Below are 12,448 nucleotides of genomic sequence, written 5' to 3' on the forward strand. Positions count from 1 at the left end.
CGGCGGACCGCCCGCCTGGGCGCAGCGGATGCGCCGCTCCCAGCGCATGACCCATGCCGTGCAAGCCACGGCCCATGCCGTCCGCTCCGGCGACGCCCACGGCGGCGGCTCCTCCGTCAACCTGTCCGAAGGCGATCGCTGATGTTCAAACGACCCACCACCCATTACGGCAAAGCCGCCGAACCCGAGACGCCGTATCAGCGCGCCGCGCAGGTCTGGGATGAGCGCATCGGCGCCTCTCGCATCCAGGCCAAAAACTGGCGGCTCATGGCCTTCGGCTCCCTGATCCTCTCCGCCGGTTTCGCTACCGCGCTCGTCGTGCAGTCGGCACGCGGAACGATCGTGCCGTGGGTGGTGCAGGTCGATCGCGTCGGTCAGGCTCAAGCCGTGGCGCCGGCCGAGGCCGACTATCGTCCCACCGATCCGCAGATCGCCTTCCACCTGGCGCGCTTTATCGAGCAGGTCCGCTCGATTCCTGCCGACGCGATCATCGTGCGACAGAACTGGTTGCGGGCTTACGACTTCACGACCGACCGCGGCGCGATGGCGCTCAACGACTATGCGCGCTCGAACGACCCGTTCACGCGGGTCGGTCGCCAGCAAGTCGCCGTCGACGTCTCGAGCGTGATCCGTGCCTCGCCCGACAGTTTCCGCGTCGCCTGGGTCGAGCGCCGCTACGAGAACGGCCAGCTCGCCGAAACCACGCGCTGGACCGCGATCCTGACGATCGTCGTGCAGATCCCCCGCAATGCCGACCGGCTCAGGGCGAACCCGCTCGGCATCTACGTCAACGCTATCAACTGGTCACGGGAGCTTGGGCAATGAAGCCGTCTTTCCGTAAAGCTGGAAATCCGGCTTCACACACAATCGTATTCGCAGCTCTCCGCAGAGCCGCAATTCCGATGGTCCTGCTGGCGACGACCGCGCTCGCCGGCTGCGCCACCACGAACCCACCGCCCGAGATCTCCTACGACAACGCGGCGCCGGCTGTGCAGACAGTCGATCCGCCTGCGCCCGTCACCGTGGTCGAGCTGCCTAGGCCGCTGCCGCTACCCGGCCAGTTGCAGCGTGTGCCGGAGACGCGACGCGCGCCCGAGCCGACCAACCCGACGGCGCGCGTCAATCAGGCCAATGAGGCGGCCCGCGTCCAGCCGGTGCGCGACGGCTTCATCAACTCCATGCAGGTCTATCCCTGGACGCAAGGGGCGCTTTATCAGGTCTATACCGCTGTCGGGCAGATCACCGACATCGCGCTTCAGCCCGGCGAGCAGCTCGTTGGCGCCGGTCCGGTGGCGGCCGGGGACACGGTCCGCTGGATCATCGGCGACACCGAGAGCGGATCGGGCGCGACGCGCCAGATCCATATCCTCGTGAAGCCGACGCGGGCCGACCTGATGACGAACCTCGTCATCAACACCAACATGCGCACCTATCACATGGAGCTGCGCTCGACCGAGCGGACCTATATGGCATCGGTCTCCTGGCAGTATCCGCAGGACCAGCTCATCGCCCTGCGCCGGCAGAACGCCGAGGCGCAGGCCGCCCAGCCGGTGGCGAGCGGAGTCGATCTCGCCAACGTCAACTTCCGCTACGCGATCGAGGGTGATCGCGCGCCCTGGCGGCCGCTGCGCGCCTTCGATGACGGCCGCCAGGTCTTCATCGAGTTTCCGCGCGGCATCGGTCAGGGCGAGATGCCGCCGCTCTTCGTCGTCGGCCCCGAGGGCAATACCTCCGAGCTGGTGAACTACCGCGTTCGCGGCCACCACATGATCGTCGACCGCCTGTTCGCCGCCGCCGAACTGCGTTTCGGCTCCGGTCGCGAGCAGAAGCGCGTCAGGATCGTCCGCACCGACGGAAGGCCGACCTCATGAGCGAGAACCCGCCCCGGAATGAGGAAGTGCCCGACGACGATGGGCAGCCCTTGACCGGCGAGCCGGTCGGGCCAGCGCCGATGCGCCTGCGCGCCGAACCGCCCCGCGTCACCCGGTTATCGCGGAAGGTTCTCGCCGGCCTCGGTCTTGTCGCCAGCGTTGGGCTCGGCGGTGCGCTGATCTACGCGCTTCAGACACGCGACGGCGGTCGGCCGAACGACGAACTCTATTCGACCGAGAACCGCTCGACCGCTGACGGACTGGCCGGCCTGCCGCGAGATTACAGTGGCGTGCCGCAGCTCGGTCCGCCACTTCCCGGTGACCTCGGGCGGCCGATCCTCAGCACCCACGATCGCGGACAGCCGGTGCCGACACCCGGAATCGCCACGCCCAATCCCGGCATCAGCCCGGAAGAGCAGCGCCGCCTTCAGGAGATCGAGACCGCGCGGACCAGCCGCCTTTTCTCCGGATCGGAAAGCCGGGGGGCGCCCGCTGCGGCGGGAGGTGTCCCGGCACTCCCGCCCGCGCCGGATTTGACGAGCCTCGGCCTCGCGCCGCCGCCGGCCACACCCTCCGCGCAGGATCGCCAGAATGCCTTCCTCAACGCAGCGGCCGATCGCCGGACGGTTGCGCCCGATCGCGTCGTTGCTCCGGCGTCGCCGAACATCCTTCAGGCCGGCGCAGTCATCTCGGCGGCGCTCATAACCGGCATCCGATCCGACCTCCCGGGACAGATCACCGCCCAGGTGACGGAGAACATCTACGATAGTCCGACAGGCCGCATCCTTCTGGTGCCCCAGGGCACGCGCGTCATCGGCCAGTACGACAACAACGTGCAGTTCGGGCAAAGCCGTGTGCTGCTTGTCTGGAACCGGCTGATCTTTCCGAATGGCCGCTCGATCGTGCTCGAGCGCCAGCCCGGTGCCGATGCCGAAGGTTTCGCCGGCCTGCAGGACGGCGTCGATTACCACTGGTGGGATCTCGCCAAGGCGGCGGGACTTTCCACGCTGCTCAGCGTCGGCGCCGAACTCGCCGTGGACAATGATGATCGCTTGATCCAGGCGATCCGCAACGGCGGACAGGACACGCTTAACGACGCGGGTCAGCAGATCGTCAGACGGCAGCTTAATGTGCCACCGACGCTCACCGTCCGGCCAGGATTCCCTGTCCGGGTTATCGTGACGCGCGATCTCGTGCTCGAACCATATGGGGGATGATAATGTCGAAGCTCAAGCTGGGGCCTATCGCGGAAGAAAAGCCGATCAAAGTTCAAGTCGAGTTGCCTGCTGCTCTTCATCACGACTTGGCCGACTATGCCGATCTGTTAGGGCGCGAACAAGGGCAGCCTGCGGTTGATCCGGCTAGGTTGATCGTTCCTATGTTGCAGCGGTTCATCGCGACCGACCGCGGTTTCGCAAAAGCTAGGCGAGCTACGACGCAAAAGACCGAAGATTAGCCAACACTCCTCCCCTTCGACCCTGAGAGGGTGTCGAGACATTTCAGCAGCAGTGGTAGGGCGGGATTGTCGTTGTCGCAGGATGAAATCGTAGCAGCCGTGGGCGCTCGGGCCGATGAAAGCGGGACCAACGCGATGTCAGTTTGGCGAACCAACGTCGTGATGGTCAAACCGAAGCCCTGCTCGACCATGGTGAGGAGTGTCTCCCGGCTGACCTGTTGAATGGATAGTTGAACCTCTCCTTCTACGGCTCCTACCATGCGCTTGAGCAAGTCAGAGAGTTCACGTCCGGCACCGTCGGAACGAACGAGGAAGACCTCGTCGCAAATGTCTTCCCAAGCCAATTGCATTCGCGACGCCAACTGGTGACGCTGGGACAATGCCACAAACAAAGTGGGATCGCAGAAGCGTCGAATGTGAAACTGGCGGTTGCTGTTTGTGCGAAGGCAAATTGCGGCATCCAGTAATCCCCGCCGCACCCGCGATGTATTCTCTTCTGACGTGCCTTCCTCGAGCTTCACCTCGATAGTCGGATATTGATGTCGAAAGTCCGCGAGAAGGTCGATGATTGGGCCCGCCGGAAACGCTTCGAGCATCCCAAATCTGATAAGCCCGGTCTTGAGGTTTCGTGTGGACCGGATCTCCGTCGCAGCCTCGCGCAGGTATCGCGCTCCTACAGCCGCGTGCTGAAGAAAGCGTGCTCCCTCGGGCGTTAGCGCGGCACCTGTTCTTGTGCGCTCGAACAGCGAAACGCCAAGCTGACGCTCTAGCATCTGCACCCGACGGCTCACGGTAGATTGGGAGATCGCAATGCGTTCGGCCGCCCGGCGAAAGCTACCTGCCTCGGCGACCTGGATCGCGTATTTGAGGTATCGCAGATCAAGCGTCAGATCGGGCATGACGCCCCTCCGTGGCTGCCGCCATTCAAGCGCACGAGCAGCGCGCGAAATTTTAAGCCGCCAGTGGACGGCGCATCTCTTTCGATCTCAGGCGAGGAATCCGAGCCGAGTCCTTCGGTGAGCATGACCATCTCCGAATCCCAGAAATGTATGCGGCAGTCATACATCTTCGGACACTTGATGTCTATGCGTCACGCATATATCGTAGACGGATGGAGCCGGCGGCAGCCAAATATCATTTTGGTGCACTAGCGCTCGCGGTGGCTGACAACATCGCGAGTGCCTCAGCCTCGCTTTCGCCGAGCGGACCAGCGGCTGCGCTGATGATCCTTCTTAGTGTTGAGCCTGGGGTGCCTATCGGCGTCCTAGCTAGCCGGCTTCGGCTTTCCCATGCCGGGACGGTGCGATTGATCGACAGGCTTGAAACCGATCATCTGGTCGAACGGCGGCGACACACCGTCGACAGACGGGCGCGTTTCATCCACCTCACCAATTCCGGTGAGGAGATGACTAGAGCTTTGCTCAGAGCGCGCGAGCAGGTGATCGCGGCGTGGGTCTCGCCCCTATCACCCATGGACCTGAACGACCTAGGCGCGTTGTCCGAGCGGCTTCTCGAAAACGGGTTGAACAAAAATGAGCTCGCAAGCCTCCGGCATCTGGGCGGCTACCCGAGGCGACGACCTACTGAAAGCGCAACGCCGCCAGCCCGCTCGCCACCCCGGCGTCCTTCGAAGAACGACTGACGAGAAAATGAATCAGGCTTGATACCTTGGAATCCATCGCGTTCGACCTTCTCATATGCATGCTGGCATTCTGGTTCGGGTATTCCGCAAACCGAGGTGGAACATGTCTGGTCGTAGCTGCTCACGAGTTGCAGAAACGACGCCCACCAAGAATGTTCGTCGGATTTGTTGCGGCGTCTGCAGCGGCGGGCCTCGTTGCTATTCCGCTCGCTTGGTCTGGGACGCTGAACGCGACCCTTGCACCCTCGACGAACGTCAACGCCTTTCTCCTAATCGGCGCCATCGCCTTCGGCTTTGGGGCGCTCATCAATGACACTTGTCTGCTTGGATCGTTGGCACGGTTAGGCGATGGGGAAATGCGACTGCTAGCTCTTCCTGTGGGACTAGCAGTCGGGATCTTGATTGCCGATCATGGTCGGCCCGGCTCTCTCGTGACATGGACAAGTCTTATCGCGAGCCCAAGCATCTCTGGGGCCGCTACGGTTCTCGCCCTTGCGGTTGTACTAGCGCTGGCGGTGATGTTCGTATCGACGAAGGGCGCATCGCGAAGAAGACCGGGTTGGGCGTTTGGCGCCTCAATGATTGGCCTCGGTATCACTGGTGGACTTCTTTACGCCCTGTCACCGGCATGGACGTTCGCTGACCTGATCCAACGCGGCCTTCCTCTTCGAATGACGCCAACAGGCGAGGTCGCACTCGTTGCGGTCATTGCCTCTGTTGCGGGAGCAATCACGGCATCCGTGCGTCAGGGACGTTTGCGTTTTCAACGGCCGACGGTTGCCGGCATTCTGCGATCGATTGTCGGCGGAGCGTTGATGGGAATAGGTATCGGCCTCATACCCGGTGGCAACGACGCTTTGATCCTCGCCGCAGTGCCTACACTCTCTCCGGGCGGCATAGTTGCCTACCTCGTGATGACGACGACGATCGTTTTCGGATTTGCAGCGCGTGACAGGCTTTTCAAGAAAGGCCCATCAGGCCACGGGAGAGGGTAGATGGTCTTGGGCCGATCATGAGACCCGTGAATATCGACTTATCAGGTAATACGCCTGCGTGGGCCCATCCCTCTGATTGCCGTCTCGAAGGATAGTGCGTCGAGCATCCGGTGGTGTCATGATAGGCGTGGTCACGGCAGGAATGAGTGTCTGTCGCCTGATACCCCAGCTCCGGCGCGAGAATCTGAGGTTTCAGACATCGTCGGTGCCTACCGGCCCGCCTTCGCCCTCCAACCGATTAATGGCACGCACGTCCTTGGCGTTGAACTTAAGCCTCACGCCCGATCCCGCGCGATGATCCTCATCGATGAAGACGGCGCCGCCCCGTTCGAGCGCGTCACGCAACCGCATCAGTTCCGAAGCTGCAAGCACGCTACCGCCGGCCTCGAACCGAGCTAACGTCTCCTCGTCCAACTCAGCGATCTTGGCGACATGTGATCGCGGCCACTGAATCAGGGCTCTCGCTGCGCGCGCCAATGGTCCATTCATGCTCATCGATGCTTCCTTTTTTGGAAAACCCACCTTTTCGCCGAGTGACGACTTTGCCGGCACTCGATCGGCTATATGAGCTTCGCCATTGCGACCGCGGTATCCGCCATACGCGTCGCAAAGCTCCATTCGTTGTCGTACCAAGCAAGCACGCGAACCATCCTGCCGTCGACAACATCTGTCTGGGGAAGTGCGACGATTGAGGATTCGGTCCGATGGTTCAGATCGACCGACACCAAGGGCTCCGTCGTGAAGGCAAGCACCCCACTCATTGCACCGGCGGCAGTCTGACGGATGGCGTCGTTCACATCGTCTATCGAAACCTCACGCGACGTCGAAACAGCCAAATCTATGACCGAGACGTTCGGCGTTGGGACGCGGATCGACGAGCCATGAAGCTTACCTTTTAGTTCCGGCAGCACGCGGCCGATCGCGTTCGCAGCCCCGGTGGACGTCGGGATCATTGAGAGTGCGGCTGCGCGGGCGCGGTAGAGATCCTTATGGACGGTATCCTGCGTCGGCTGGTCACCGGTATAAGCGTGAACCGTGGTCATATAGCCTCGCTCTATGCCACAGAGATCGTTCAGTACCTTCGCGACAGGCGCGAGGACATTGGTCGTGCATGAGCCATTTGATACGACGACATCGTCAGCGGTCAGCGTGTCGTGATTGACCTTGAAGACGATCGTCTTGTCTGCCCCATCGCTCGGCGCGGAGACGAGCACGCGTTTTGCTCCCGCACGAATGTGCGACTCGGCCTTCTCCCTGGATGTGAAGAAGCCCGTGCATTCGAGCGCCACGTCAACACCAAGCTCATCATGGGGCAGGTTTGCTGGATCGCGTTCCGACGACACCCTGATTTTACCGGACCCGACGTCGATCCAGTCTTCGCCGAGGTCGATCGATCCACGAAAGGGACCATGAACCGAGTCGTACCTCAGAAGGTGCGCCAAGGTAGCGACCGGCCCGAGGTCGTTGATCGCAACCACTTCGACGTCCTCTCGACGTAGTTCGACGATCGACCGTAAGGCTAGTCGCCCGATCCGACCGAAACCGTTGATTGCGATCTTAACCGTCATGCCTGTCTCCCCTGGCTCGCCTTACTGACTGAAGCATCCGCCATTCGCTCAGTGAAACATGGCGCACGAAATCGGCTCTGGCGGCGTGTGCGCACCAACACATTATGTATGCGTCACGCATAGACTTATCTGCGTGGGCACTCGGGGTCAACGCGGCAGTGTCAGCACGGACGATCCAGCTTGCGCCGTCCAAACAAGCAGCCGTTCTTCGGGGGGGCTGCGTGAAACGCGTTCAAGGCCTACGCGTCCCCAAGACGGATAGGGGGTTTGATATCCATCTGCCGGCTGGCTGCGGCTAAAGCACGGTCGTGGCTGACCAAGGTGAGTCGGTTGAGGTGGGACGCAGAAAGCGAGCTCCCAGGCCTGCCGATAACATTTGGCCACAACGCGTAGCTGGCGCTGGAACGATGTGATTCGGCGCCAAGGCAGCCGAAACCACGGCAAACGACACCGATCTATAGCCGCCAGGTATCGGCAGTCCGTGCGCGCCATGATCTAATTGCGGAGTTTCAATCTCCCGCGTCATCGGCGGAACGTCGTAAGCCTCTGGGAATCCGGCCTTTTTTCCTCACGCTTGCCGACCCGCACCACACGCGTATGACTTGCTGTCTATGCTTCGCGCACATATAGATGTGACAATGGATGGACCTCGAGATCGAAATATCTTCGGGGCGTTCGCACTCATGATCAGCGACGACATCGTTCGCGCTAGTTCATCGCGGGCGCCGGAAGCTGGACCCGCAGCATCGGCCCTGGCGTTGATTGCGCACATGCCTGGGCTCTCGATTCGCATGCTCTCCATCGGCGTCGGCCTCTCCCATGCAGCGACTGTCCGTTTGGTGGATCGGTTAGCTGCTGAGGGATTGGTCGAACGCCGTGAGCATTTCACGGATGGTCGCACCCGGTCTCTCTATCTCACTGCGGCGGGCAAGGTAGCGAGCGACGAAGTCCTTTCCTCACGCGACGAGGTGATCGCTGAGGGGTTATCCATCCTAAGCCCAGACGAATTGAGAGTTCTTTGCGACATCGCGGAACGCGTCTTACGGCATCGCCTGGAAAATCTTGAGCATTCCTATCGTATCTGCCGCTTGTGTTGCTATGAGGGTTGCACGAATTGCCCGATTGATGCCGAGTTGCATGAGCGTGGCGTAGATCGCGAAAACAGCGGCGAGGCGTAGGACTATCGCAATCGCATGAATCAATGTTGAGCGATGAGATATGCCGCCAGAAATCCCACGACCGTGATGAGCCCTATGAACGGCGGCGCCTTTTCGAACGCTTCGGGAATCATAGCTTCTGCCAGCATCGCTATGACGGCGCCGGCCGCGAAAGAAAGGATGGCTGGCGCCTGAGTCGATGCCGAGCCGAGGATGAGATTTCCCACACCGGCGGCAACGCAAACGAGTAGGGGAATGCCGATCCAGACCGCGTAGATATAGCTTCGGGGTCGGCCCGCAACCTTCATTCCTGAAGTGCTCGATAGGCCCTGGGGCACGTTTGCAAGAAAGAAGCCTGCCACGACGGCCAGGCTGATCCTGCCGCCACCAGCCACCGACATCCCGATCACAAGGGCCTCTGGAATTCCGTCGAGAACGCTGCCGAGCGCAATTGCAGCACCACTGCCGCGGTGCTCCTGTTCAGTGGCCTGCTCCGTGCATTCACCGCATCGCTTTCGGTGCTTCGCGCCTTGGCGAGACAAAAACCAGTTCGTGCCGCTGAAGATCGCAGCTCCGGCGAGTAGCGCGAAGATCGCAAATGGGCCCATCCCGGCCGAAACGCGATCGCCGATGAGTTCGGTAGCGACAACGGCAATCAACACGCCGCCACCAAAGCCCATGACTGCGGAGATCATGCGGTGAGTAAGTCGCCCGAAAAGCACGTCCGCCAGCACCGCCCCCACCAGCAGTCCGCTTCCCGACAAAAGGCCCCACAAGCCGGCGATCACGTATTCCGGCATCATGACGGTGACCCGGCTGGCAGCACGACAAAGCGCGAGCACCCTTGCAGCAGTATTGTCGATGATAGTCGAAGCTCGCTCATCGGTTCGCTCGGTCCAATCGCCAGGTCGGTCGCGCGAAGTGGCAGCTATAGCCACCGGGTTGACGCAGGAGATACTTCTGATGCTCGGGCTCAGCCTCCCAGAAGGATTCTTCCGGGTTGATCTCGGACACGACTGGCCCAGGCCAGCGACCCGAGGCTTCGATCTCGGCGATCGTCGCTAAGGCGATGTCCATCTGCGCTTTAGACGTATAGAATATCGCCGACCGATAGCTTGGGCCGACATCGCTGCCCTGTTGCTCGTAGGTCGTCGGATCGTGAATCTGGAAGAATAGTTCCAGTAGAGCCCGATACGTCAGAATGGACGGATCGAAGGTCACCTCGACGGCTTCCGCGTGGCCGTAATGTCTCGCATAAGTCGGATCTGGCATTTCACCGCCAATATAGCCGACACGCGTGGCCACGACCCCCTTGGCGCGGTGCAGCAAATCCTCCAGGCCCCAGAAACAGCCACCCGCGAGTATCGCTCGCTCGGTTCGCGTCGGCGTCTGGTCTGTAGCTGGCAGGCTCATCATCCGATCACCCTAAACGCTGTGTGCCAATCAGTTCGACGGCCTTGCACCTGCAGGCTGGCCGCGGCTCGAAAGCTCGGTCTGCACATCAGAACCCCGGACGAGCGTCAGATCGACGGGACACCGATCCGCGATCTCAAGAATGCGCGCGCGTTGATCATCACTGAGCGGCCCATCGAGAACGATGGTGCGTGTGAAGCGGTCGGGAGGCATCATGTCCGCCACCTTCTCGTGCCGCACGCTCGTCGTCGCTCTTTCGAGCGGGAAGCCCTTGCGGTTGGCGTAAAGGCGCATCGTCATCACCGTGCAGGCAGCTAGCCCGGCTGACACCAGTTCGTAGGGAGACAGGCCGCTCCCAAGACCTCCGACCGATTCCGGTTCGTCGGCGAACAGAGTATGCTCGCCACTGCGGACCGTGAGCTGGAACTTCCCCGCTAGCGTCTCCGACGCAACGACACCTTTTGCCGCCTCGACCTGCGGAAGATCCGCCGCTAGCGGCGGAAGAAAGCGGCTGGCCCACGCGGCGACCATAGCTGAGGCGTAGTTCGCATCGTCGACGTCGGTGAGAAGGTGATCCGCCGTGTCGAGCGAGACAAAACTCTTAGGATGGCGTGACGCGACGAAGATGCGCGAGGCGTGCTCGATGCCCACGACTTGGTCCACCGGCGAATGCATGACCAGCACCGGACGTCGAAGCGCGGCGATGGACTTCTCGATGTCGGCTCGCTCTACCGTTTCCAGGAAGGTGCGGCGGATGAGGAAGGGCCTGCCAGCGATCTCCACAGAGGCCTCGCCCTCGCTCGCTATCGCGTCAAGGTCGCCAGGCCGGAAAACGCGCAAGATATGCTGAAGGTCGGCCGGCGCACCGATCGTCACCACCGCGGCGACATCCGGCAGCGCGGCAGCGGCTACGATCGCAGCCGTTCCACCCAGGCTGTGCCCGACAAGGAGGGCGGGTGGCATACCGGCGGCCGCCATGGCCTCCGCGGCTGCCCTCAGATCGTCGACGTCAGAAGCGAAGCTTACCGCTTCTTCCGCGGAACTCGCGATCCCTGTGCCGGCGAAGTCGAACCGCAAGACGCCGATACCGGCCCGCGAAAGCGCGCGTGCGATGTGCACGGCGGCGCGGCTGTCCTTCCCGCAAGTGAAACAATGGGCGAAAATCGCCCAGCCGCGAGGAGTGCCTTCTGGCGCCTCCAGGTGCCCGGTTAGTTCAGACCCCCCTCCCCCGGCAAACGTGAACCGCGTTCCTGCCATATGCGTCGAGCCTCCAACGGCGGCTTAGCAGGAGCACCATCGACCCGAACTAGCAGCCCAAGACATTCTTTCTATATGCGCGGCGCATATAGACAAGCCCCTAAACCATGATTATATGCGTCGCGCATACTTCTGAGGCTGTAGTCGGATCGGTCCTCTGGGGTGGCACTCGTCAGGGCGCAGGCCAAAGGGCTATGGAACTCAACCAGGTCAGCTATTTCATCAACTTGGCCGAGACGCTGAATTTCACTGCGGCTGCTCGTCTCAGTGGTGTCTCACAACCAAGCCTGACACGAGCGATCCGCCGCCTGGAGGAGGAACTCGGTGGACCGCTCATCTATCGTGACGGGAAGAACAGCCGGCTGACGAGCCTGGGTCAGGACGTCGAGTTGGAATTCCGCCGAATGCTGGTCGCGATGAAGAGCGTAAGACACCACTCGGAAAACTGGGCAATGGGGCGGCATCGCGTTCTCGACGTTGCTGTCGCCTCCAGCGTCGGCCCGAGGATCTTCACAGCCTTTTTCGACAGCGCGCTGGAAGAGGTGCCGTCCATCGAGATCAAACTGCACTCGCTCCAATCGGGCGAGGACACGTCGGAGGTGCTCTCAGGCAAATATCACGCGTGCATCCTGCCTCGCGAATCAAGGCCGGATCGTAAACTTGATGTGCGTCCTCTCTTCCGGGAGCGCTTCGTGCTCGGCTGCGCTGCAGATCACCCCTTGGCGGCGTGCGAAGTCGTTCGTGGTGAAGACCTGCTTGCTTTCCCGTTCGTCGATCGACTGAAATGCGAGTGCCGCGATCAAATCTTCGAGCACTTCGCGCGTCGAGAGGTGCGCATGCGCCCTCGCTTCCGCTCAGATCGAGACGACTGGGTGCAGCGCGTCGTCGCCGAAGGGCGGGGGATATGCATTTTGCCCGAACGCGCGGCCACCACCCACGGCCTGATCACAAGGCCGATCGAGGGCTTCGCGTTGGAGCGTGAGATCGTGATCGCCACCGTGTCCGGATCTACGGCACCGGTCGAGATACGAAAAGTCGCTCAGCTTGCAGCCCGTTACGATTGGAGTTGACCCGCCAAGCAGAAGGCAT

14 protein-coding genes and 1 pseudogene are annotated in these 12,448 nt (G+C 61.8%); 9 read left to right on the top strand and 6 right to left on the bottom strand.

The features are described from left to right. The 5 genes and pseudogenes from RT567_RS02625 to RT567_RS02645 form a co-directional block, all read left to right on the top strand. Positions 1-142, top strand: a pseudogene (locus RT567_RS02625) (P-type conjugative transfer protein TrbL); the annotation flags it as partial. After that, positions 142-825 carry a conjugal transfer protein TrbF gene (gene trbF, locus RT567_RS02630; RefSeq protein WP_037520558.1) on the top strand — a complete coding sequence of 228 codons (684 nt, stop codon included), beginning with the start codon at positions 142-144 and terminating at the stop codon, positions 823-825. The pseudogene RT567_RS02625 and the gene trbF, both read left to right, overlap by 1 nt. Then, on the top strand, positions 822-1,871 hold the full coding sequence (trbG, locus tag RT567_RS02635; RefSeq protein WP_125999912.1) for a P-type conjugative transfer protein TrbG: 1,050 nt from the start codon (positions 822-824) through the stop codon (positions 1,869-1,871). The genes trbF and trbG overlap by 4 nt, the downstream gene beginning before the upstream one ends. After that, on the top strand, positions 1,868-3,088 hold the full coding sequence (locus tag RT567_RS02640) for a TrbI/VirB10 family protein (protein WP_288077381.1): 1,221 nt from the start codon (positions 1,868-1,870) through the stop codon (positions 3,086-3,088). Before trbG ends, RT567_RS02640 begins: the two co-directional genes overlap by 4 nt. A 2-nt stretch (positions 3,089-3,090) precedes the next feature. Next, a complete protein-coding gene (locus tag RT567_RS02645) occupies positions 3,091-3,327 on the top strand; it encodes a DUF2274 domain-containing protein (protein ID WP_037520564.1) in 237 nt (78 codons plus the stop codon). On the opposite strand, the gene RT567_RS02650 is transcribed toward RT567_RS02645, so the two are convergent. Then, positions 3,324-4,226 carry a LysR family transcriptional regulator gene (locus RT567_RS02650; protein ID WP_125999914.1) on the bottom strand — a complete coding sequence of 301 codons (903 nt, stop codon included), beginning with the start codon at positions 4,224-4,226 and terminating at the stop codon, positions 3,324-3,326. The two genes, RT567_RS02645 and RT567_RS02650, sit on opposite strands and share 4 nt — an antisense overlap. A gap of 323 nt (positions 4,227-4,549) precedes the next feature. Here RT567_RS02650 and RT567_RS02655 point away from each other — a divergent pair, with 323 nt between their 5' ends. Continuing rightward, entirely contained in the window at positions 4,550-4,969 is a 420-nt protein-coding gene (locus tag RT567_RS02655) for a MarR family winged helix-turn-helix transcriptional regulator (RefSeq protein WP_234832045.1), read from the top strand. Between the two features lie 59 nt (positions 4,970-5,028). After that, positions 5,029-5,964, top strand: coding sequence for a YeeE/YedE thiosulfate transporter family protein (locus tag RT567_RS02660; RefSeq protein WP_126000174.1), 936 nt, complete (start codon positions 5,029-5,031; stop codon positions 5,962-5,964). Between the two features lie 192 nt (positions 5,965-6,156). On the opposite strand, the gene RT567_RS02665 is transcribed toward RT567_RS02660, so the two are convergent. Further along, a complete protein-coding gene (locus RT567_RS02665; protein ID WP_126000173.1) occupies positions 6,157-6,459 on the bottom strand; it encodes a DNA-binding protein in 303 nt (100 codons plus the stop codon). A gap of 65 nt (positions 6,460-6,524) precedes the next feature. Then, entirely contained in the window at positions 6,525-7,532 is a 1,008-nt protein-coding gene (gene gap, locus RT567_RS02670) for a type I glyceraldehyde-3-phosphate dehydrogenase (protein WP_126000172.1), read from the bottom strand. 683 nt (positions 7,533-8,215) lie between these two features. Between gap and RT567_RS02675 the strand changes: the two genes are divergently transcribed. Further along, positions 8,216-8,710: a MarR family winged helix-turn-helix transcriptional regulator gene (locus tag RT567_RS02675; protein ID WP_206366640.1), complete on the top strand. Its 495-nt coding sequence runs from the start codon at positions 8,216-8,218 to the stop codon at positions 8,708-8,710. A 20-nt stretch (positions 8,711-8,730) separates the two neighbouring features. On the opposite strand, the gene RT567_RS02680 is transcribed toward RT567_RS02675, so the two are convergent. The 3 genes from RT567_RS02680 to RT567_RS02690 form a co-directional block, all read right to left on the bottom strand. Next, positions 8,731-9,492, bottom strand: coding sequence for a ZIP family metal transporter (locus RT567_RS02680; protein ID WP_206435120.1), 762 nt, complete (start codon positions 9,490-9,492; stop codon positions 8,731-8,733). 76 nt (positions 9,493-9,568) lie between these two features. Further along, complete coding sequence (gene msrA, locus RT567_RS02685) at positions 9,569-10,102, bottom strand: peptide-methionine (S)-S-oxide reductase MsrA (RefSeq protein WP_126000175.1); 534 nt, start codon at positions 10,100-10,102, stop codon at positions 9,569-9,571. Positions 10,103-10,132: 30 nt separating this feature from the next. Then, on the bottom strand, positions 10,133-11,359 hold the full coding sequence (locus RT567_RS02690) for a bifunctional alpha/beta hydrolase/OsmC family protein (protein WP_126000171.1): 1,227 nt from the start codon (positions 11,357-11,359) through the stop codon (positions 10,133-10,135). Between the two features lie 194 nt (positions 11,360-11,553). On the opposite strand from RT567_RS02690, the gene RT567_RS02695 reads away from it, so the two are divergent. Continuing rightward, complete coding sequence (locus RT567_RS02695; protein ID WP_164546198.1) at positions 11,554-12,429, top strand: LysR family transcriptional regulator; 876 nt, start codon at positions 11,554-11,556, stop codon at positions 12,427-12,429. Positions 12,430-12,448 lie beyond the last annotated feature (19 nt).

The sequence above is a fragment of the Brevundimonas sp. genome, assembly GCF_032107865.1.
Classification (GTDB): domain Bacteria; phylum Pseudomonadota; class Alphaproteobacteria; order Caulobacterales; family Caulobacteraceae; genus Brevundimonas.

What these genes read in the sequence shown, in the direction of transcription:
- RT567_RS02665 (WP_126000173.1), bottom strand. Translation starts at nt 6,459, where the DNA reads ATGAGCATGAATGGACCATTGGCGCGCGCAGCGAGAGCCCTGATTCAG.
- RT567_RS02660 (WP_126000174.1), top strand. Translation starts at nt 5,029, where the DNA reads ATGCTGGCATTCTGGTTCGGGTATTCCGCAAACCGAGGTGGAACATGT.
- RT567_RS02675 (WP_206366640.1), top strand. Translation starts at nt 8,216, where the DNA reads ATGATCAGCGACGACATCGTTCGCGCTAGTTCATCGCGGGCGCCGGAA.
- RT567_RS02690 (WP_126000171.1), bottom strand. Translation starts at nt 11,359, where the DNA reads ATGGCAGGAACGCGGTTCACGTTTGCCGGGGGAGGGGGGTCTGAACTA.
- RT567_RS02655 (WP_234832045.1), top strand. Translation starts at nt 4,550, where the DNA reads ATGATCCTTCTTAGTGTTGAGCCTGGGGTGCCTATCGGCGTCCTAGCT.
- trbF (WP_037520558.1), top strand. Translation starts at nt 142, where the DNA reads ATGTTCAAACGACCCACCACCCATTACGGCAAAGCCGCCGAACCCGAG.
- trbG (WP_125999912.1), top strand. Translation starts at nt 822, where the DNA reads ATGAAGCCGTCTTTCCGTAAAGCTGGAAATCCGGCTTCACACACAATC.
- msrA (WP_126000175.1), bottom strand. Translation starts at nt 10,102, where the DNA reads ATGAGCCTGCCAGCTACAGACCAGACGCCGACGCGAACCGAGCGAGCG.
- RT567_RS02640 (WP_288077381.1), top strand. Translation starts at nt 1,868, where the DNA reads ATGAGCGAGAACCCGCCCCGGAATGAGGAAGTGCCCGACGACGATGGG.
- RT567_RS02680 (WP_206435120.1), bottom strand. Translation starts at nt 9,492, where the DNA reads ATGATGCCGGAATACGTGATCGCCGGCTTGTGGGGCCTTTTGTCGGGA.
- RT567_RS02695 (WP_164546198.1), top strand. Translation starts at nt 11,554, where the DNA reads ATGGAACTCAACCAGGTCAGCTATTTCATCAACTTGGCCGAGACGCTG.
- RT567_RS02650 (WP_125999914.1), bottom strand. Translation starts at nt 4,226, where the DNA reads ATGCCCGATCTGACGCTTGATCTGCGATACCTCAAATACGCGATCCAG.
- RT567_RS02645 (WP_037520564.1), top strand. Translation starts at nt 3,091, where the DNA reads ATGTCGAAGCTCAAGCTGGGGCCTATCGCGGAAGAAAAGCCGATCAAA.
- gap (WP_126000172.1), bottom strand. Translation starts at nt 7,532, where the DNA reads ATGACGGTTAAGATCGCAATCAACGGTTTCGGTCGGATCGGGCGACTA.